The organism is Streptosporangium sp. NPDC002721, from assembly GCF_042888905.1.
In the GTDB taxonomy this organism is placed as follows: Bacteria; Actinomycetota; Actinomycetes; order Streptosporangiales; family Streptosporangiaceae; genus Streptosporangium.
Genome location: NZ_JBIAQI010000009.1, coordinates 94,828 through 114,487 on the forward strand (window position 1 = coordinate 94,828; position 19,660 = coordinate 114,487).

13 protein-coding genes are annotated in these 19,660 nt (G+C 73.1%); 8 read left to right on the forward strand and 5 right to left on the reverse strand.

The annotated features are described in order from the left end of the window. Positions 1-19: 19 nt before the first annotated feature. On the reverse strand, positions 20-2,326 hold the full coding sequence (locus tag ACFYWM_RS14320; protein WP_389913868.1) for a M64 family metallopeptidase: 2,307 nt from the start codon (positions 2,324-2,326) through the stop codon (positions 20-22). 169 nt (positions 2,327-2,495) lie between these two features. Between ACFYWM_RS14320 and ACFYWM_RS14325 the strand changes: the two genes are divergently transcribed. The 6 genes from ACFYWM_RS14325 (at position 2,496) to ACFYWM_RS14350 (ending at position 10,735) form a co-directional block, all read left to right on the forward strand. Further along, positions 2,496-2,984 carry a cupin domain-containing protein gene (locus ACFYWM_RS14325; protein ID WP_389913871.1) on the forward strand — a complete coding sequence of 163 codons (489 nt, stop codon included), beginning with the start codon at positions 2,496-2,498 and terminating at the stop codon, positions 2,982-2,984. Between the two features lie 5 nt (positions 2,985-2,989). After that, a complete protein-coding gene (locus ACFYWM_RS14330) occupies positions 2,990-3,673 on the forward strand; it encodes an ArsR/SmtB family transcription factor (RefSeq protein ID WP_389913873.1) in 684 nt (227 codons plus the stop codon). 391 nt (positions 3,674-4,064) lie between these two features. Beyond that, on the forward strand, positions 4,065-5,543 hold the full coding sequence (locus tag ACFYWM_RS14335) for an ice-binding family protein (RefSeq protein WP_389913876.1): 1,479 nt from the start codon (positions 4,065-4,067) through the stop codon (positions 5,541-5,543). A 127-nt stretch (positions 5,544-5,670) separates the two neighbouring features. Continuing rightward, positions 5,671-8,376 carry a DUF6493 family protein gene (locus tag ACFYWM_RS14340; RefSeq protein ID WP_389913879.1) on the forward strand — a complete coding sequence of 902 codons (2,706 nt, stop codon included), beginning with the start codon at positions 5,671-5,673 and terminating at the stop codon, positions 8,374-8,376. Next, entirely contained in the window at positions 8,373-9,260 is an 888-nt protein-coding gene (locus ACFYWM_RS14345; protein ID WP_389913882.1) for a hypothetical protein, read from the forward strand. Before ACFYWM_RS14340 ends, ACFYWM_RS14345 begins: the two co-directional genes overlap by 4 nt. 275 nt (positions 9,261-9,535) lie before the next feature. Then, positions 9,536-10,735, forward strand: coding sequence for an MFS transporter (locus ACFYWM_RS14350; RefSeq protein ID WP_389913885.1), 1,200 nt, complete (start codon positions 9,536-9,538; stop codon positions 10,733-10,735). On the opposite strand, the gene ACFYWM_RS14355 is transcribed toward ACFYWM_RS14350, so the two are convergent. The 3 genes from ACFYWM_RS14355 to ACFYWM_RS14365 are packed head-to-tail and all read right to left on the reverse strand — an operon-like array spanning position 10,730 to position 17,318. Beyond that, positions 10,730-12,961 carry an SDR family NAD(P)-dependent oxidoreductase gene (locus ACFYWM_RS14355; RefSeq protein ID WP_389913888.1) on the reverse strand — a complete coding sequence of 744 codons (2,232 nt, stop codon included), beginning with the start codon at positions 12,959-12,961 and terminating at the stop codon, positions 10,730-10,732. The two genes, ACFYWM_RS14350 and ACFYWM_RS14355, sit on opposite strands and share 6 nt — an antisense overlap. Positions 12,962-12,995: 34 nt before the next feature. Beyond that, positions 12,996-13,727, reverse strand: coding sequence for a TetR/AcrR family transcriptional regulator (locus ACFYWM_RS14360; RefSeq protein WP_389913892.1), 732 nt, complete (start codon positions 13,725-13,727; stop codon positions 12,996-12,998). Positions 13,728-13,766: 39 nt separating this feature from the next. Beyond that, positions 13,767-17,318, reverse strand: coding sequence for a BTAD domain-containing putative transcriptional regulator (locus ACFYWM_RS14365; protein WP_389913895.1), 3,552 nt, complete (start codon positions 17,316-17,318; stop codon positions 13,767-13,769). A 150-nt stretch (positions 17,319-17,468) separates the two neighbouring features. Between ACFYWM_RS14365 and ACFYWM_RS14370 the strand changes: the two genes are divergently transcribed. Both ACFYWM_RS14370 and ACFYWM_RS14375 read left to right on the forward strand, forming a co-directional pair. Beyond that, a complete protein-coding gene (locus ACFYWM_RS14370; protein ID WP_389913898.1) occupies positions 17,469-18,056 on the forward strand; it encodes an NADPH-dependent FMN reductase in 588 nt (195 codons plus the stop codon). Between the two features lie 47 nt (positions 18,057-18,103). After that, on the forward strand, positions 18,104-18,673 hold the full coding sequence (locus ACFYWM_RS14375; protein WP_389913901.1) for a dihydrofolate reductase family protein: 570 nt from the start codon (positions 18,104-18,106) through the stop codon (positions 18,671-18,673). A gap of 159 nt (positions 18,674-18,832) precedes the next feature. Here ACFYWM_RS14375 and ACFYWM_RS14380 read toward each other — a convergent pair whose 3' ends face one another. Continuing rightward, complete coding sequence (locus ACFYWM_RS14380; protein ID WP_389913903.1) at positions 18,833-19,441, reverse strand: flavin reductase family protein; 609 nt, start codon at positions 19,439-19,441, stop codon at positions 18,833-18,835. Positions 19,442-19,660 lie beyond the last annotated feature (219 nt).

Below are 19,660 nucleotides of genomic sequence, written 5' to 3' on the forward strand. Positions count from 1 at the left end.
CGTCCCGTCGTCACGTGCGTCAGTGGTGGTGCTGGTCCCGGCCCTTCTCGGGGACGTCACTGGAGACCACGGCCTCGTAGGGCTCGACCCGGGTCCTGGAGCGCGGGTCGTCGACGAGACCGGCGCACTGGCCGCTGCCGGTGACGTGGTTGGACACCCCGGCGTCGGACGGCGCGGGCGTGTTGCCGGAGCAGGAGAGCGCGCCGCGGATCCTGCTGCCCGTCACCACGAGGGCGTCGGCGGTGGTGTTGCCGGTGAGCACCGCCGCGCCCCTGAACTCGGAGCCCGCGACGACCAGCCGGCCGGTGGTGCCGGAGACGACGACCGCGCCGTTGACCTGGGTCTTGAGCAGGTGCACCTCGGCGGCGGCGGACGAGGCGATCGCCCCGTTGACGCTGCCGCCGTTCACCACCAGGGACGCGCCGGGGCCGACGGTCACCCCGCCGTTGATCCGGGCGCCGTTCAGGCAGGTGACGCCGGAGCGGACCGCGAGCGTCCCGTTTCTCGTACCGGTGACCGTGGTGGTGCAGGCGGGTGGCGGCGCGAGGGTGGTGACCGTGAAGCTTTTGGCCGCGCCGTGGTTGCCGCTGGGGTCGATCGAACGGTACTCGACGGTGTGCCTGCCTCGGGGCAGCCTGCCGAAGGTGAGGCTGTCGATGACGGTGCCGCTCTCGCTGAACGTCCACGGCAGGTCGGCGGAGGTCGGCCAGCCGAAGTAGTTGAACCAGCCGTCGCCGTCCACCCGGGACTCGTGCACGACGTACCCGTCCTGGTCGTCGCCGCCGGTGAGCCTCATGGTGAAGGGGCCGTTGTAGACGTGGGCGTCGGCGGAGGCGACCAGCGGCGCGGAGAGCTCGTAGCCGGTCGTGGGCAGGGTGTTGTCGACGGTCCAGGACCGGGTGTCGTCGCCGTGGGAGGCGGTGAGGGTGTGGTTGCCGAGGGTGAGGGTGAGTCCTCCCAGGTCCAGGTCACCGTCGGTGTCGCCGAGCCGCGTGCCGTCCAGCGTCCAGGTGACGGCGGGGACGCCGTCGTCGGGGTGGGTGGTCTCGACGTGGACGACCTCGTCGTGGCCGACGGCCTGGTTGGTGGGCGTGGAGGAGAGCAGGCCCGCCTCGACCGGGGCGGGGACGGTGGTCACGGTCGTGTCCACCGTCCAGGTACGGGTCGCGGTGAGGGCGCCGGAACGGATGGCGGGGTCCCGTACGAAGTCGCCCGGGTCGACGACGGTCGCCTTCACCGTGTGCGTACCGGGAGGCAGGTCCAGCGTGCGCAGGTCGAGCGCGGTGCGGTCGCCCGGCAGGTCGGCGCCGTCGACGCTCCAGGTGGTGGTGAGCGAGTGGCTGTTGGGGTGCAGCGGCTCGACCCAGAGCACCCGGTCGGCGCCGACGGGAGAGGTGGCAGGGGTGCCGTCCTGGATGAGGCCGACCTTGGCGGAGATCTTCTGGGTCATCACCTCGCGGCTGACCTGGTCGTAGTAGTAGCCCAGCGTCCTCATGATGGAGTGCTCGCTGGGCCGCCAGACTCCCTTGCCGAAGTACAGGCCGCCCTCGTGGCGGCCGATGACGCCGCCGGCCTCGCTCGGCTCGCCCAGCCAGCGCCACCACTTCTTGCGCTGGTCCTTCATCTCCTGCTCGGTCAGCAGGGTGTGGTGTACGGAGCCGGGCTCGCCTCCGGTGTAGGTGCCGCCCTCCACGCCGCGCGTGTAGTAGGTGTACTCGTCCTGCAGCCCGCCCAGCGAGTGGCCGATCTCGTGCGGCGCGATGAGGGCCGACATCGAGTTGTGGCCCGAGGAGGTGGCGTAGGCGCCGCCCGCCCCGCCGTAGGTCCCGCTGTTGGCCAGGGCGAGGACCTGCCGGTTCGCGCCGCTGGTCCCGGGCACCAGGTTGGCGTACGAGTTGGCCGCCGAGTTGCTCATCGTGATGAGCCGCTGGACGCTGGCGGGGTTGCAGCCGCCCCAGAACCCCATGCTCAGCGGGGTGTTCTTCCTCCCCGAGGCCAGGCCGGGGTCGCAGCTGATGCCGGACTCGCCGGAGACGATGTCCACCCGGTAGACGTTGAAGTAGTTGCGGTAGGACCTGTACGGCTCGATGGACCACATCACGTTGAGCTGCCGGTCGGTGTCGGCGGCGAACGCGGCCTGCTCGCCCGCGGTGTAGCCGTCGCCCATGATGATCAGGTTGAACCGCTTGTCCGGGGTTCCGGTGACCTGGAGCGGCACCACGGTGGCGCCGCCGACATCGGCGGTGGCGGGTGCCGTGGGAACGGTTGTCGTCAGAACGGCTATCGAGACGGCCGCCAGGGCGGTGAGCGGCCTGGTGATACGCATGGCGGGGGGAACCTCCGTGGGCCAGTCGAGACTCCCTGCACTATCGTGCGTCGGCACTCCGGACGTCCATCACAAATGGCAACAAATGCGGCACGAGTCGGATCTTCCCTTTTTTGTCCCCATATTCTATGGTTCTTTGGAATATTGGATCACAGGGATGGAGAGCGCGATGTCGTACCCCAAGGCTCGTTACCTGGGTGAGTCGGGCGAGAGCAGCGGGACCTTCCGGCCGGCGAGCGCGGGGCCGGACCTGATGGTCGGCGGGACGGCGGTGCACTACCTGGGCACCGGCGCCTCGACGGACGGGCAGTTCGGCCTGTACCGCTGGGAGATGGGGCCGAAGCCGTCCGGCCCGGAGCCCCACTTCCACCGGACCATCTCCGAGTCCTTCTTCGTCCTGTCCGGGGCGGTGCGGCTGTTCGACGGGAAGGGCTGGATCGACGCGACGGAGGGGGACTTCCTGCACGTCCCGGCGGGCGGGATTCACAGTTTCCGCAACGAGTCCGGCGAACCGGCGTCGATGCTCCTGCTCTTCACCCCCGGGGCGCCGCGCGAGGCGTACTTCGAGGAACTCGGCGCGATCGTGGCGGAGGGACGTCAGCTCGGTGACGCGGAGTGGACCGACCTGTACCTCCGCCACGACCAGTACATGGTCTGACGGCCATGGCGGAGTTTCGCGAGGAACCGATCTACCGGCAGCTGGCGCGGATCGGCAAGACGCTGGCCAGTCCCGTGAGGCTCAGGCTGCTCGACGTGCTCGACCAGCGGGAACGCACCGTAGAGGAGCTGTCGGAGGCGGCCGACGTCCCGCTGAAGAACACCTCGGCCCAGCTGCAGCAGCTCCGCGCCGCCCACCTGGTGACGAGCCGCAGGGAGGGTACGCGGGTCTACTACCGGCTGGCCGACGAGCGGGTCTCCCGGTTCCTGGGCGAGCTGCAGGACTTCGCCGGGGAGAGGCTCGCCGACCTGCGGGAGGCGGTGTCCGAGCACCTTGGCGACCCCGCGGTGCTGGAGCCGGTGACCGCCGGTGAGCTCGCCGCGCGCCTCGCCGACCCCGGGTCCGGCGTCGTGATCGTCGACGTGCGCTCCGCGGCCGACCACGCCCGCGGCCACGTGCCGGGGGCGTTGTCGGTGCCCCTGGCCGAACTGAACGACCGTCTCGGCGAGCTTCCCCGGGACGCCGAGATCGTGGCCTACTGCGGCGGACCCTACTGTGCGGTCTCCCCGGAGGCCGTGCGGTTGCTGCGCGAGCGGGGTTTCCACGCGCGCCCGCTGGACGGCGGGCTCGCCCGCTGGCGGCGCACGGGCAACCGGCTGCAGGCCGGTTCCACCCCCACGGTCCCGTGACGGGTCGTCCCGCCAGGTGACACGAGAACGGGCGCCGGTTCCGATGGATCGGGACCGGCGCCCGTTCTCGCGGCAGTCGCCATGTTTCCCTGGAAGCGGCAGTCGACACGTTCCCCTGGAAGGCGAACGTGGTCACTATCCTCTCTGACCTGCGCCGAGACGGCCGTACGGCTTTTTCGAAAGCATAAAAAATAACTTTATTTTCTTTATGTCTGGAAATGGTCGTGCAATAAAATATCCCGCATGTCGCATAACGAATACGACTTCGCCGATCAGTAGGATCGGATGAAATGGCGCATCATCGGCAATGCGTCTGAACGGAGTAATACCAAAAGAAAAGGTCGTTATTATGATAGGCATTGGTCATTCGCGAAGTGTCGAGCGAAGTGTCGTGCGCCGGTGGCTCACCGGGGGCCTGGCGGCCGTCCTCGCGTTGGGGTGCGTCACCGCGACCCCGCACACGGCGAGGGCGGCGACGCCGGTGCCGCTCGGCACGGCCGGCAGTTTCGCGGTCCTGGGCGGTTCCGCCGTCACCAACACCGGTCCCACCATCCTCACCGGAGACCTCGGTGTGAGCCCGGGGTCGGCCATCACCGGTTTCCCGCCCGGCCTCGTGGTCGGCGCCGTCAACGCGGCCAACGCCGTCGCCGCCCAGGCCCAGGCCGACCTGACCACCGCCTACAACAACGCGGCCGGTCAGGTCGCCGACGCCACCCTCGCCACCGAGCTCGGCGGGGCGACCCTGACGCCGGGAACCTACACCTCCGCCCTGGGCCCCTTCCAGATCACCGGAGAACTGACCCTGGACGGGCGGGGAGACCCCAACGCCGTCTTCATCTTCCAGGCGGCCTCCACCCTCATCACCGCGTCCGCGAGCACGGTGAACCTCATCAACGGCGCCCAGGCCTGCAACGTCTTCTGGCAGGTCGGCAGCTCGGCCACGCTGGGGACCGGCTCCAGCTTCGTCGGCAACATCCTGGCGCTGACCTCGATCACCGCGACCACCGGCGCGGTGGTCGACGGCCGCCTCCTGGCCCGCAACGCCGCCGTCACCCTGGACACCAACACCGTCACGCGCTCGCTCTGCGCCGCGCCGGTGTCACGGGAGACCTCGACCACACTGGCCGTGGCGCCCACCCCCGGGGTGGCGGGCGGGTACACCCTCACCGCGACCGTCACCTCTCCCGGGCCGAACGCGCCGACGGGGCCGGTCAGGTTCTTCGACGACGGGGTGAGCCTGGGGACCGCCGTGCTCGACGCGAACGGCCGCGCCGTCCTGGCCGTGGTCCTCGCACCGGGGACTCACCGGCTCACGGCCGCCTTCCCCGGCACCGCCCTGCTGGACGCCAGCGTCTCACCGGTGGTGCCCCTGGTCGTCCCGCCGGTGTCGCGGCAGAGCGCGACCACACTGGCCGTGGCGCCCACCCCCGGGGTGGCGGGCGGGTACACCCTCACCGCGACCGTCACCTCTCCCGGGCCGAACGCGCCGACGGGGCCGGTCAGGTTCTTCGACGACGGGGTGAGCCTGGGGACCGCCGTGCTCGACGCGAACGGCCGCGCCGTCCTGGCCGTGGTCCTCGCACCGGGGACTCACCGGCTCACGGCCGCCTTCCCCGGCACCGCCCTGCTGGACGCCAGCGTCTCACAGGTGGTGCCCCTGGTCGTCGCGCCCGATGACCTCCCGGTGACACCCGCCGGCACGTCATCCACCGGCCGTGAACCCGGCACGAGCATCAGGAACCACCAGCGCAACGACAACGTGATCAGGATCAAGGACCGTGAGCGCCACCGCCGCCACTGCTGCCGCTCGGGGGCCAGGTGCTGCCGCGCGCACGCCAGGGTGGACGAGAAGCCCGTTCTCCGTCGCTGACCACGCGCTCAAGGGGTGAGCGAAGGACGTGGTCGCCGGTCGCACGTCCGTTGGATCCGTCGCGGGACCGTGGTCTCGTGACGGATCCGCGGCCGAATTGTCGGAGTGGATCACTACTGTTCGCGGCATGTCCACCCCCCATCAACACGTTGCCCCGCCGACCGGGACGAAGCTCCCGGCCTCCGGCGAACCCTCCCGGACCTCCCGCCGCGAGGAGGTCGTCGCACCGGTGAGCGCCTGGGAGGAGATCCGCGGGCTCATCGACCGCAAGGACGCCTATGCCGTCGCGATCCGGGTCACCGGGCTGGACGAGGAGGCGCGCGGGGAGGTCGCCGCCAACCTTCCCGGATACCTGAAGACACTGCGCGGCAGGCAGGAGTCCTGGGAGAGGCTCGACGAGCACGCCGAGGTGCTCCGCGCCGCCGGGGCGGGGGTCCTTCCCGGGGCGGCCGCCGTGGCGACCTGGCTGAACCGCCGGGATTTCAGCTCCCGCTGGAGCCCGCCGTACGGGGACACCAGGCGGATCATGACGATTCTCGCGGCCCGGCCGGCGGAGTGGCGGGCCGACCTGGCGAGGCGGCTCGTGCTGAGGCTCCGGACGGCGGAGGACCGCGGCATGGAACTGGCGCTCGCCCTGCTCCGCGAGACCGGGACCGAGGTTCCGGCGCACGATCCGGTGGTCGTCGGATGGGCGGGCGCGGTCGCCGGTCTGCCCGCCCCGCACAGGGATCCGCTCTTCGACGTCATGCTTCCCCGCCTCTTCGAGGCCCAGGGGGTCGGGCGGGCCCTGCAGTGGGAGAGCGACCCGGACAGGTCGTTGCTGCGCGCGCTGCGCACCCTGGCCGCGACGGACGGGGCGAGACGGTCGGAGCTGCTCCAGGGATGCGTCAGGCGGTTCCTGCTGGGGGGCTCGGTGACGGAGCTGCGGTTCTTCGTCCGCCTGCACGAGGCGCTCGATCCCACGCCGCACGAGATCGAGCCGCTGGCCCGTGACTACCTGCGGCTGCTGCCCGCGGCCCCCGGGCCGGTCGCCGAGCTGGCGCTGCGGCACCTGCGCGGGCTCGACGCGCTTGACGTGCTCGACCCCCTCGACCTGCTGGAGGGATGGGAGGCGGTGCTCTTCCGGCCCGAGCGCAAGCTCGTCCGCGCCGGGCTCACCTGGCTGGACCAGCGGGTACGGCTCTCGCCCGGCCTGGCGGCCTCGGTCGCGGGACCGCTGGCGACGGTGCTCGCCGCCGACTCCGTCGAACTGCAGGAGAGGGCGCTGACACTCGCGATCAAGTACGCGGGCCTGATGGACGACGAGGGCCGCGGCGTCGTCCGCGACGCCCTCGGCGCGCTCCCGCCCGACCTCGGGCGGCGTGCCTTCGAGGTCTTCGGCGGCGAGGAGCCGGTCGAGGCCGGGCCGCGGGACGGGTTCGACCCGCCCGCGCTCCCGCGGCCCGAGGCCCCTCGGCGGATGCCGGAACCGATCGACTCAGTGGCGGACATGGTGTCCCTGCTGAACGACTCCGACGACTGGCAGGCGTGGGAGCGGCTGCTGGCCGGTTTCGTCTCCCTCGTGCACCGGGACCGGGCGGGCGCGGCCGCCGCGTTCGAGCCCCTCCTGGCCGGCAGGTACGAATACCTGTACGGAGAGGCCGATCACTGGGACCGGGCCCAGCGCTGGCAGCGGGTCGACCACTGGCTGATCGGCGCCGTGTACTCCCTCGTCGGCATCGCGCCGGAACGCGGCATCTGGAGAAGCAGGCTTTCCAACCCCCGGTATGTCAGCCCGCCGCACCTGCTCCTGCTGCACCGGGCGGCCGAGATCCAGATGGCCGTGGAGCAGGACGTCGTCCCGCCCCTGCTGCTGGCCACCCCCACCCTCACGACCGGGCACGTGGAGGCGGCCGAGCTGGTGACGAGGCTGGAGGTCATCGAGGCCGCCGGGGCGAAGCCGCTCGCCGCGGACCTGCAACAGGCGCTCATCCGGCTGCCGAGAGAGCCGGACGGGGAGGCGGCCGAACGCGCCGGCCGGCTCTCCTCGGCGGCCGGTCGCCTGGTCGCCCGGTGGCTGTCCGGAACCCGGATCGCCGATCCGGTGGTGGAGATGGGCTGGTCCCACCCGGCGCCCGGACACGACAACAGCGGCCGGAACCACTCCGGCGAGCTGAGGCCCGTCCCGTCGGTGCGCGCACAGGCCACCGGGCAGCTCCTCGTCGACCGGACGTTCGCCACCTCCTCGGGGCGTGGCGACGGGCTCCACCTGGCCTGGTGGCCGTCGATGTTCCCGTCCCACCGCGAGGTGGCCGCCGCCCACCTGTCACGTCATCTCCTGAACCATCCCTGGTACCACCCGACGGTGCAGACGAGCCATCTGCGCGAGCTCGCCCGGCTCGACGGGCCGCCGGGAGCCGCCGTGGCGCTCCTCCTCGCCCGCATGCTGGGAGACCCGGACACGCCGGAAGCCGTCGACGTCCTGCTGACGATGGCGGGTCGCGGTGACCTGCCTGCCGCCGAGCTCGGCAGGCGGGCGGCGGAGCTGGTCGAGTACGACCAGACGAAGCTCGTCCACCTGACGGCGGCCCTGGAGTCGGCGGCCCGCCAGGGCGCCCACGAGGAGGTGTGGACGGCGGTCGCCGCGGCGTTGCCGTCGCTCCTGCCCCGGGCCGGCCGCCGGCCGCGCCACGGGCTGGCGGGGTTCGTGGAACTGGCCGCCACCACGGCGGCCTGGTGCGGCGCCCGCGGGGTGATCCCCGAGATCGAGGCCATGGCGGCACGCAAGGGATCGAGCGGCCTGCTCCGTGAGGCGCGTCGCCTGCACGGCCTGTTGACTGCGAAGGAAGGATGACCATGCGCTCGAAGTACGACGAGGAGCGCCGCCTGCGGCTCGCGATCGGTGACCTGGTGCGTGCCGCCGCGCCTTCGGGCTGGAGCGGCGCCACGGTCCGGTGCGGCCAGGTCGGAGGATTCACCCGCGTCACCGTGGACTGCGACGGGGTGGAGATCGGCGTTCAGGGGCTGGAGGAGTCGGTCCGGCGGCTTCGCGAACTGTCCTACCGCGAAGGCGAGGGCACGTGGTTCTCCTGCAGCCTGAGCTTCACGCCGAAGGACAGGTCGTACCGGGGAGAGGTGGACGCCGACGGGTTCCCCTTTCCCGACGGTACGGACATCCCTGACCTCGCGCCGCTGGAGGAGCTGATGGTGTTCCCTCGCGGCACCGTTCCCGGCTGGCTGCTGGACGCCCTTCCGACGGCGGTCCCGATGGGGCTCCGCGAGCCCGAGGACTCCTGGCGTCGTCGCTTCCACGAGTCGCCGGACCCCGAGCCGGTCGTCTCCGGAGAGGTGGCCTACACGCCGACCGAGCACATGGTCGTCCGTGACTTCGGATTCAGCGGGAGGGGCGAAGGGCCCGCCGTCTTCCTGCACGAGGAGGCGGACGGCGGTGGTGACCACCTCCTCTTCCTCGGCAGAGGAGACGGGGAGGAGCGGTCCTACTGGGTGGCCCGCGAGGGCATGCGGGGCACCGGGAGCGGCATCACCGCCTGCGCGCTCGACGATCGCCGCCTCGTCCTGCACCTCACCCCCGAGGCGGCGGACAACATGGAGACCGGGACCGTTCTCACCGTCGAGCTGGACCTGACGCCCGTCGACACGGAGCGGCTGCGGACCGTTCTCGGCAGGGTCTTCCGCGGTGGATCGTCCGATCGGATGCCCTCGCTCACCGGGTTCTGACGCACCCGAACGCACTGGGTTCTGGCCAACCTGGACGTACTCGGTTCTGACGCGTCCGGACGCACCCGGTTCCGGCACACCCGGACGCACCGGGTTCCGACGCGCCCGGTTCCGACGCGCCGGCCGGGCGGAGGCCGATCGTGGCCGGCGGGCCTCGTCCCCTCCGCCCGCTCCGCCTTCGGGGCGGATCGGCCGATCCGTCCGGCGCCGGTCTCCAGTCGGGACTGTCGGTCCCACATGTCGGGACTGTCGGTTCCACATGCGAGCATTTCCGGGTGACAGTGCACCCCGCGCCGCAGCCTCCCCGGATCATGACCGGTGGCCTGACCTTCCTCTTCGCCGTCGCCGGTGGCGCGGCGGTCGGCAACCTCTACTGGGCCCAGCCCCTTCTCGGCTTCATCGCCGGCGACCTGCACGCCTCCACCGCCGTCACCGGGTGGCTCGTCACGGCCTCCCAGATCGGGTACGCGATCGGCATCCTGCTCTTCGTCCCGCTGGGCGACGTCCTGGACCGGCGGCGGCTCATCCCGCTGATGCTGCTCGCGTCGGCCGTGACGCTGGTGCTGTGCGCCCTGGCGCCGTCCTTCTGGACGCTGCTGGCGGCGATCTCGCTGCTGGGCGTCACGACCGTGACCGGGCAGCTGCTGACCCCGCTGGCCGGGGACCTGGCCGTGGAGGCCGAGCGTGGCCACGTGGTCGGGACCGTGACGTCCGGCATCCTGACGGGCATCCTGGTCTCCCGCACGATCAGCGGCCTGGTCGCCGAGTTCGCGGGCTGGCGGGCCATCTTCGCGGCCGCCGCCGTCGTGGCCGTCTCGCTGGCGGTCCTGCTGCACCGGAGGATTCCCGCGCTGGAGCCGAAGACGCGGCTGCCCTACCTCCGGTTGATGGCGTCGGTGTTCTCGGTGGTACGGCGGGAGCGGGTGGTGCGGTGGACGCTGCTGCTGGGCGGGACGGGCTTCGCGATCTTCACCATGTTCTGGACGTCGCTGACCTTCCTGCTGAGCTCGCCGCCCTTCGAGTACCCCGTCTCGGTGATCGGTCTCTTCGGCCTGGCCGGGCTGGCGGGGGCGCTGGCGGCGCGGCGGGCCGGGCGGCTGCACGACCGCGGCTGGTCCCTTCCCGCCACGGGCGCCGCGTGGGCGCTGGTGCTCGCGTCGTTCGCCGTGGCGCTGTTCGCGGGGCGGTCGGTGGTGCTCGTCCTCGTCGTGGTGGTGCTGGTCGACGTGGCGATCCAGGCGTTGAACATCCTCAACCAGGCACGGATCTTCGCGGTGTCCGACGAGGCGCGGAGCCGGTTGAACACGGCCTTCGTGACGGGGAACTTCATCGGCGGGGCGATCGGGTCGGCCGCCGCCGTGGTGTTGTGGTCGGTGGGGGAGTGGCAGGCGGTGAGCGTCGCGGGCATGGTCCTGTCGGGACTCGCCCTGACGATCTGGGCGATCGGACGGCGAGGGGCGCTGGTCCCGTCATGAGACGTGCCCACGCGGGCCCTGTCCCCGGTGCCTGCGCACCATCCCCGCCGCGAGGGGGGCGTTCGCGAAGTCACCGGCCGCCACGCGGGCCGCGACGGTGCGGCGTACGAGGCGGTCGGCCAGGGAGGGGGCGTGCCTGCCGACCATCATCTCGACGCGCCCCCGGACGGTGGTCGCCACGTCGCGCGGGGCGCGCCGGGCGGTGACGGCGCGGACGATCGCGTCGACCACGCCCTCGACGGGTTCCGGCCTGGACACCGCGTCCAGCGACAGCCCGGCCTGCCGCGTGCTGTCGTGGATCGGGCTGCGGACCATGCTCGGGTAGACCGTCGTCACGCCGACGTGCGTGCCGACCTCCAGCCGGAGCGCGTCGGCGTAGGCCGCGAGCGCGCGCTTGGAGACGCCGTACGCCGCCGCCAGCGGCAGGGGCAGGAGCGCCATCCGCGAGGCGACGAAGACCACCCGCCCGCGCGTGCGCACCAGGTGGGGCATGACCGCCGCCGTCACACGCCAGGCGCCGAGGAGGTTCAGCCGCAGCTGCGCCTCGACCTCCTCGCCGGGGGCGAGCTCGGCCGGGGCGGGCCCGCCGCGCCCCGCGTTGTTGACCAGCAGGTCGACGCCGCCGAGCAGGGCCACGGCCTCGGCCACCGCGGCGTCGACGGACTCCTGGGAGGTGATGTCGCACGCGATGATCGGGACGCCGGAGTCGCCGGGGCGGGTTGTGTCCACGATGTCCAGGCCGACCACGTGCGCGCCCCGGGCGGTGAACCGCGCGCTCATCGCCCTGCCGAAGGTGCCCGCCGCGCCGGTGACCAGGATCCGGCGCCCGGCCAGCGAGCGGGAGAGGGAGGCGCGCAGCTCGCGGTCCATGACGCGCAGATACTGGTCGACGTCGATCCGCATGTGCGGCCTGCGCTGTCCCCAGCGGTCGCGGGCGGCGTCGAGCTCGGCGGAGGCGATCCGCCGCGCCGTCCCGGGGTCGGGCAACCGGTGGGTCCCCGCGCGTACGGCGGCCACGAGGCGGCTCTGCGCCTCGACGACGGGCAGCGCCGAGCCGGTCGACTGCATCAGCCCGACGTAGCTGATCGAGTCGTCGCCGATGGGGAAGACGTGCCGGTGGAGCAGCGCGCTCGCCGGGTCGGGCATCGTCGCGGCGTCCAGGAAGGGGGTCACGGCCCGGTAGCCGGTGCACCAGACGATGTGGTCGACCTCGTCCACCCGGCCGTCGGCGAAGTGGACCCGCGTGCCGTCCAGGCGCGCGATGCCCGGGCGCGCGAGCACCTGTCCCTCCGCGATCAGCCGGGGGACGGAGTCGCTCAGGGTGGGGTGGTCCTGGAGCACGCCCCGGCGGGGTGCGGGCAGGCGCGGCCCGGCGGGTTTCCGGTCGGCGAACCTGAGCACCGCCTGGGAGACCACCTGCCGCACCCGCCAGGGCAGCAGGGCCGCGAGGGCGCCGTTGAGCTGGTCGGAGGGACGGCCCAGCAGCCGCTTGGGCAGCACCCAGACCCCGCGCCTGGCCGACAGCAGCACGGCGGACGCGTGGCCTGCCAGCTCGGCGGCGATGTCCATCGCGGAGTTGCCGGTGCCCACCACGAGCACGCGCCTCCCGGCCAGCTCGGCGGGGGTGACGTAGTCGTGCGCGTGCGACTCGGTGCCGGTGAACGTCCCCGGGTAGGGCGGTTCGGGCAGGCGGGGCTCGTGGTTGTGGCCGTTGGCCACCACCAGGTGCTCCACCGTCTCGCGGTACGGACCTTCGGGGCCGGTCAGTTCCAGCTCCCAGCCGTCCTCGGCGCGCCGGGCCGATTCGAGCGTCGTGCCGAACCGGAACCGCTCGCCGACCCCGAAGCGGTCGGCGTACGAGCGCAGGTAGTCGAGCATCTGGGCGCGGGTCGGGTAGTCGGGCCACTCGGCGGGCATCGGGTAGTCGGAGAACTGCGTGCGCGGCCCGCTCGTGTTGAGGCACAGGCCCTCGTAGGAGGCGGTGTCGGCGTCCAGCCGCCACAGGCCGCCGAGGGAGGCGGCGCGCTCGACCCCGAAGACGGGCAGTCCGGCCTCGACGAGAGCCTTGACGGCGGCTATGCCCGCCGGGCCGCCACCGACGACGGCGGTCACGCCCCGGCCCGGTTCCTTAACGTCCCGGTCCGGCGTACCGCCGGCGGCCACCGCTGGGCCCGCCACGCTGTCGCCGTCGACGGCCGTCTCCCGGCCCGGTTCCCTCGCGCCCATCCGTCGCCTCCATATTCCATCGCTTGATGGAATATTAGCCGTCGGAGGCGCCCGCGCCAGGGGGTGCGTAGAGCCGGTCGACGAAGCGGTGGGCGTAGGCGCGGAACTCGCGCCTCTCGCGGTCGGCGGCCACCGCGTCCCCGCCACGGGACCTCAGGGCGCTCAGGGCGGTCACGTGGCCGTGGGCCGCCCAGACCAGGCCGCGCACGGTGACGTGCGGCGTCGGCTCGACGACGAGGCCGCGGGTGGCGGCCTCCAGCAGGGCGCGCTCGATCTCGCCGTAGATCGGCAGCGAGTACGCCTCGTCCAGGGACGGGTGCAGGGTGGGGTCCAGCCACCGCCGCAGCCACAGGAACGTCGTCCGGGGGTGCTCGTCGAGGAAGTCGACGAACGCGTCCACCAGGGCGTGCATGGCGCCCACGACGTCGCCCGGGGTCTCGGAGCGCACGGCGGCGAGGAGGGCGCGCACCGGCGGGGTGAGCGTGGCCCGCTCCAGCTCGAAGACGCGCGCGAAGCAGGCGTCGTACAGGGACGCCTTCGACGGGAAGTGGTGGTGCACGCTGGAGACGTCGATCCCGACCCGGGCGGCGATGTCGCGCATGGAGACGCCGTCGGCCCCGTGCCGGGCGAAGAGGTCCGTCGCCTCGGCGAGGATGCGGTCGGGCGTCGACGGCGCCGGCGGCGCCGAGCGGTCCCTGGGCGGGCGTCCCCTGCGGCGCGTCCCGGGGGCGGGGGCGTCTCTCCCGCTCTCCTCGCTCTTCCTCATGCCGGACAGTCTGCCAGGATCACCGGCTCTGGTAATCCATCACCGGATCGATTCGCTCGTCCCGAAGGCCGGCTGCCCTCCCCGGTCCGGCGGGGGCGCGTGTTCCCGGCCGGGAACCGGGGAGGTCACGGAGGCGTCCGGAAGGACGGCCGTGGACCTGATCTGCTCGGGCGTGAGCGCGGTGCCGCGTTCGTGTTCGGCGGCGAAGCGCTCCTCGCCCAGCGCGTCACGGGCCCGCGCGGTGATCCGGTCGACGTCACCGCGCTCCATCGGGGCGAGGGGCACGGAGTTCGACGCGCGGGCCGCGGCGCTCGCGCCCAGGAGCCGGGCGGCGCGGTCGTGGTGCCCGGCGGCGGCGAGGGCCCCGGCCAGGCCGTACACGACGACCGGCATGTCCCTGATCCCGTCGAACCTGGCCATGAGGTCGAGGGCCGACAGGTGCAGGGTGAGGGCCGTCGCCGCGTCACCGCGCTGCTCGGCGACGAAGCCGAGCTCGGTCACGATCATCGGGAGGTACGGAGGCGGCTCCCCGGTGCCGGGCGGGGTGCGGTCCAGCACGTCGCGCAGGTGGGTCTCCGCGACGTCGAGGCGGCCGTCCCTGCGCGCGGCGAAGGCCAGTCCCATCCGGGCGAAGGTCTGCCCCGCCTGGTGTCCCTGCTCCATGGTGATCCGCAGCGACCTCTCGCTCGACTCCATCGCCCGCGCGTGGTCGCCGCGCTGCAGCGCGATCCAGCCCAGCCAGCCCAGCCGCCCGGCGAACTCCGTCCACAGCCCGAGCTCCTCGGCCAGGCGCATGCCGTCGCGCTGCAGCCGCTCGGCCCGGTCGAGGTCACCGGTCATCTCGGCCAGGGCGCCGAGCCAGCCGCTCGCCTCCAGCTGTCCCCAGCGCTCCCCGAGCTCGCCGAAGATCCGCGCGCTGCGCCCGCCGTCGCGTTCGAGCCCGCCGAGGTCGCCGCGCACGTGCGCGAGCTTGGCCCGGAGCGCGAGGGCCGCGGCCGTCCCCCACCGGTCGCCGAGCGCCTCGAAGGCGGGGAGCGCCCGCTCCAGCAGGTCTCCGGCGACGGACAGGTCGCCGAGGTCGAGCCCCGCGTAGGCGAGGATCCACCACGCCCTGGCACGCCCGCCGGGGTCGCCCGCGTCCTCGTACGCCTCCAGGGCCGCCCGGCGGAGCCTCTCCCGGTCGGCGGCGGCCACCTCGCCCCGGAGGAACTCGACCGCGGCCTTCCAGGTGAGGGCCCTGGCCCGGAGCGCGGCGAACGAGACGCCCTCTGGGACTCCGGGGCCGCCGCCCGTGTCCGGTTCGTGGTCCCGGGGGACGGCGGCCGAGGGGGCGCCGGGGACGGCGAGTGCCGCCGCCAGGGACCGGTGCGCCTCGGTCAGCCGGCCTCGCAGGAACCAGTACCAGGCCATCGCGCCGACGAGACGCAGCGCGCCGTCCGCGTCGCCGTTCCTGACGGCCGCGTTCAGCGCGGCGCGCAGGTTGGCGGCGTCGGCGTCGAGGCGCCGCAGCCAGAGCCGCTGGTCCGCCTCCTGGAGACGGGGCGCGGCCCGCTCGGCGAGGCCGATGTAGTGGCGCAGGTGCAGCCGCCGCACCCGCTCGTACTCCCCGGCCCGCTGGAGGCGTTCGACGCAGTACGCCGCCACCGATTCCAGCAACCGGTACCTCGGCCCGTCGGCACCGTCCACCATGACCACCAGCGACCGGTTCACCAGCCGTGCCACCAGGTCGAGCACGTCCTCGGCCGGGATGTCGTCCCCCGCGCAGACGGCCTCGGCGGCGTCCATGGCGCAGCCGTCGGCGTGCACGGCGAGGCGGCGCAGGACGGCGCGCTCGGCGTCGGTCAGCAGCTCCCAGCTCCAGTCGATCATCGCCGTCAGGGTCTGCTGGCGTGGCGGTACGCCACGGTGCCCGGTGGCCAGCAGCCGGAACCGGTCGTCCAGGCGGGCGACGAGACCGTGCACCCCGAGTGCGGGCACCCTCGTCGCGGCCAGTTCCAGCGCCAGCGGGATGCCGTCCAGCCTGCGGCACAGCGCCGCGACCGCCGGAGCGGTGTCCGCGTCCAGGACGAACCCCCGGGCCGCCGCGGACGCGCGCGCCACGAACAGCCGTACGGAACCCGTCCGCTCCAGCGCGGGGAGGTCGTCGGCGGCCCGGCCGGGGACCTCCAGCGGCGGGACGCTCCAGACCACCTCGCCGGGCAGGGCGAGCGGCTCCTGGCTGGTCGCGAGGATCCGCAGCCCCGGGGCGGCGCGCAGCAGCAGCCCGGCCAGCTCGGCGACCGGCTCGACGACGTGCTCGCAGTTGTCCAGCACCAGCAGCAGCCGCCGGGAGCGCAGCGCCCCGGTGAGCCGGTCGGCGGCGGTCACCGGCCCGGTGCCGCCCGCGGCGTCCTGGACGTCCAGCACCGTCATGATCGTCTCGGCCAGCCGGTGGACCGCGTCCTCGTCGCCGGGACGGTCGAGCGCGGCCAGCTCGACCAGCCATACGCCGTCATGCGCGCTGCCGGAGGAGAGGCCGGTGAAGGAGACCTCGCCGGAGGGGACCGAGTGGGCCGGGGAAAGCGTCTCCGGGCCGGTCAGGTGCCCGGCGACCTCGATCGCCAGGCGGGTCTTGCCCACGCCGCCGGGCCCGGTGAGCGTCACCAGCCGCTCGGTCTCCAGCAGGGCGCGGACGCCGGTGACGGCCTCCTCCCTGCCGATCAGGCCGGTGAGGGGCACCGGGAGATTCCCGCCGGGCCTGCCGTTGCCGGGTCCGCCGGGTCCGCCGGGTCCGCCGGGTCCGCCGGGTCCGCCGGGTCCGCCGGGCCTGTCCGGGAGGGCGCCGGGCCTGTCCGGGAGGGCGCCGGGCGCGGCCAGAGCCGGGTCCTGGGTGAGGACGGCCCGGTGCAGGGCGGCCAGGTCGGTGCCCGGATCCAGGCCCAGCTCGTCGGCGAGCAGGGCGCGCAGTTCCTCGTAGCTGTCCAGCGCCTCGCTCTGCCGCCCGGACCGGTACAGGGCACGCATGTGCGCGGCGCGCAGCCGTTCCCTGAGGGGGTGCGCCGCGAGCAGGTCGCCGAGTTCCCCCGCGAGCCGGACGTGCTCGCCCAGCTCCAGCCGTACCTCCGCGCGGTCCTCCTGCGCGGTCAGCCGCCGCTCCTCCAGCCGCGCGATCGCGGGGCGCGCGAACGGCTCGTCGCCGAAGTCGGCGAACGCGGGACCGCGCCACAACGCCAGCGCGTCCTCCAGCAGCGCCGCCCTGGCCGGCGGGTCCCCGGCGAGGGCCGCCTCGCCGAGCAGGCGCAGGAAGACGGCCGCGTCGGTGTCGGCCCTCACCACGTAGCCCGCGGGATGGCGGACGACCAGGTCCCGGCAGCCGGGTTCGGCGTCCTCCAGCACCCTGCGCAGCTGCGAGACCTTGGCCGACAGGGCGGCGGCGGGGTTGCCCGGCGGGTCGTCGCCCCACAGGTCGTCGATCAGCCGGTCGGCGGGCACCGGGCGTCCCTCGTGGACCAGGAGATCGGCGAGCAGGGCGCGGACCTTCAGCCCGGGGACCGTCACCGGCTCGCCGGAGGTCGTCCACACGGCCAGTGGCCCAAGCACCCCGAAACGCATGAAGGCCACGATAACGCCGCGCGCTCACCGCCTTACGACGGATTCCCGCGCTCCCCGGCCCGGCCGTAAGACGACGGGAGCTTTTCCGTAAAAGGGGTGCGGCATGGTGGAACACGTCGGACCGGGGACGGGCACGAGGGAGGTACGGAGATGCGGGAGGACGAGCGGCTGCGGCTGGCGGTCATCATCGGGAGCACCCGCGACGGCCGGTTCGGGCCCACCGTGGCGGGCTGGTTCGCCGCCAGGGCCCGCAGGCGCGGCGACCTGGAGATCGACCTGATCGACCTGGCCGAGACCGGCCTGCCGCATACCCTCGGCGACCAGGACGACCCCGCCCCCGCCGAGGTGGCCGCGCTGGCCCCGAGGCTGGCGGCCGCCGACGCCTTCGTCGTGGTCACCCCCGAGTACAACCGGAGCTTTCCGGCCCCGCTGAAGACCGCCATCGACTGGTACTACGAGGAGTGGCAGGCCAAGCCCGTCGCCTTCGTCGCCTACGGCAGGGACTCCGGCGGCCTGCACGCGGTCGACCAGCTCCGGCAGGTCTTCACCGAACTGCACGCCGTGGCCATCCGCGACGCCGTCACCCTTCCCCGCTACTGGGAGCTCTTCGCCCCCGACGGGAGCTGGCCCAAGGCCACCGCGGAGTGCAACACCGCGGTGCGGGACACGCTCGACCGGCTGACCTGGTGGGCCCGCGCCCTGCGCGACGCCCGGACCAGGAGCCCGTACGTCACCTGAGTGCTTTCTCTCACCTGATACCTGACGCGAACGACACGGAGGAAACCATGCGCAAGATCATCGCCATGACCCACACCACGCTCGACGGCTTCATCGACAACCCCCACCTGTGGTCCATGCAGTACTCGAACGGGGAGTCGCAGGCGTACGCCATGGACCTCACGCTCGGCTGCGACGCGCTGCTGCTGGGACGGGTCACCTACGAGGGCATGGCCCAGGCCTGGCCCGGCATGAGCAACCCCTACGCCGACCACGTGAACCGCATCGAGAAGTACGTGGTCTCCTCGACCCTGGAGAAGGCCGGGTGGGAGAACTCGACCATCGTCCACGGTGACGACCTGGTCGCCACGGTGACCGAGCTGAAGGGGCGGCCCGGCGGGAACATCATGATCTGGGGCTGCGGCCGGCTGACGGACACGCTCATGGAGCACGGCCTGCTGGACGAGTACCGGCTCATGGTCTCCCCGGTCATCCTCGGCGAGGGGCAGCGGCTCTTCCGCGGGGAGAACGTCAAGGCGACCCTGGAGCTCGTGGACAACACGACGTTCGACACCGGCCTCATCGCCCTCGGCTACCGCCCGGTGAACGCGGAGGGAGACCGGGCGAACGCCGGCTGAGCACCACGGCCGGGGTCCCGGGGTCCCAGGGGCCTGAGGTCCAGGGGTCTCGGGGCCCGAAGTCCCGGAGTCCCGGAGTCCCGGAGGCGCACGCCGCTTTCGGGGCTTCCGGCGTTCTCCCGGTCACCGGAGAACGCCGGGAGGGCCGGGCTCGGGAGGTCATCCGGGGGGCGGCTCCTCGTAGGGGATGCGCCTCAGGTGCAGGACGTCGCCCAGCGTTCCCCACTCGTCGCCGCCGAGCTTGGTCAGCGGGCGCAGCCGCCCGGCGTCGGGCCGGCCGTCGACGAGGTACTCCTCGTGCACCGCCGCGAGGAAGACCCTGCCGAAGACCAGGGTGGAGTTGCCCATGCGCAGGGTGGTGTGCGAACGGCACTCCAGGACGACGGGGGAGGCGGCCACCCGGGGCGGCCGTACGTGGCGGCTGGCCTCGCGCTCGATCCCCGCGAACCCGAACTCGCTGACGCTCCGGGGGAAGTCGGTGGCGGTGTCGCGGATCGGATACAGCAGCGGTTCGGAGGCGAAGTTGACGACGAACTCCCCGGTGTCCTCGACGTTGCGCAGCGAGTCCTTGCGGCCGATCGAAGTGAACTGCACGATCGGCGGATCGGTGCTGGCGATGCTGAAGAAGGAGTGCGGGGCGAGGTTCTCCACCGCTCCGTCGGGGGTGACGGTCGAGACCCACGCGATCGGACGCGGGACGACGACCGAGGTCATGAACCGGAAGAAAGTCGCTCCCCCCATGGCCTCGGGATCGAAGTCGACGCGCATGACCGTCAGTATCCATCACGCTCACGTTCCGTACCGGCCGCCACGCGGCAGGTGGGTCACGCCGGTGCCGCGTTCCCCGGACCCCGGGTCCGTCCTGCCGGCCGGCCGGTCGGCGTGGCGGTACGCGGGAACCCGGACGCGACCGGCGTGAGCGATCTCGTCGTCGACCCGGGCGAACGCGCGTCCGGCGGAGAGCCCCCCTTCTATAGTTGGGTGCCG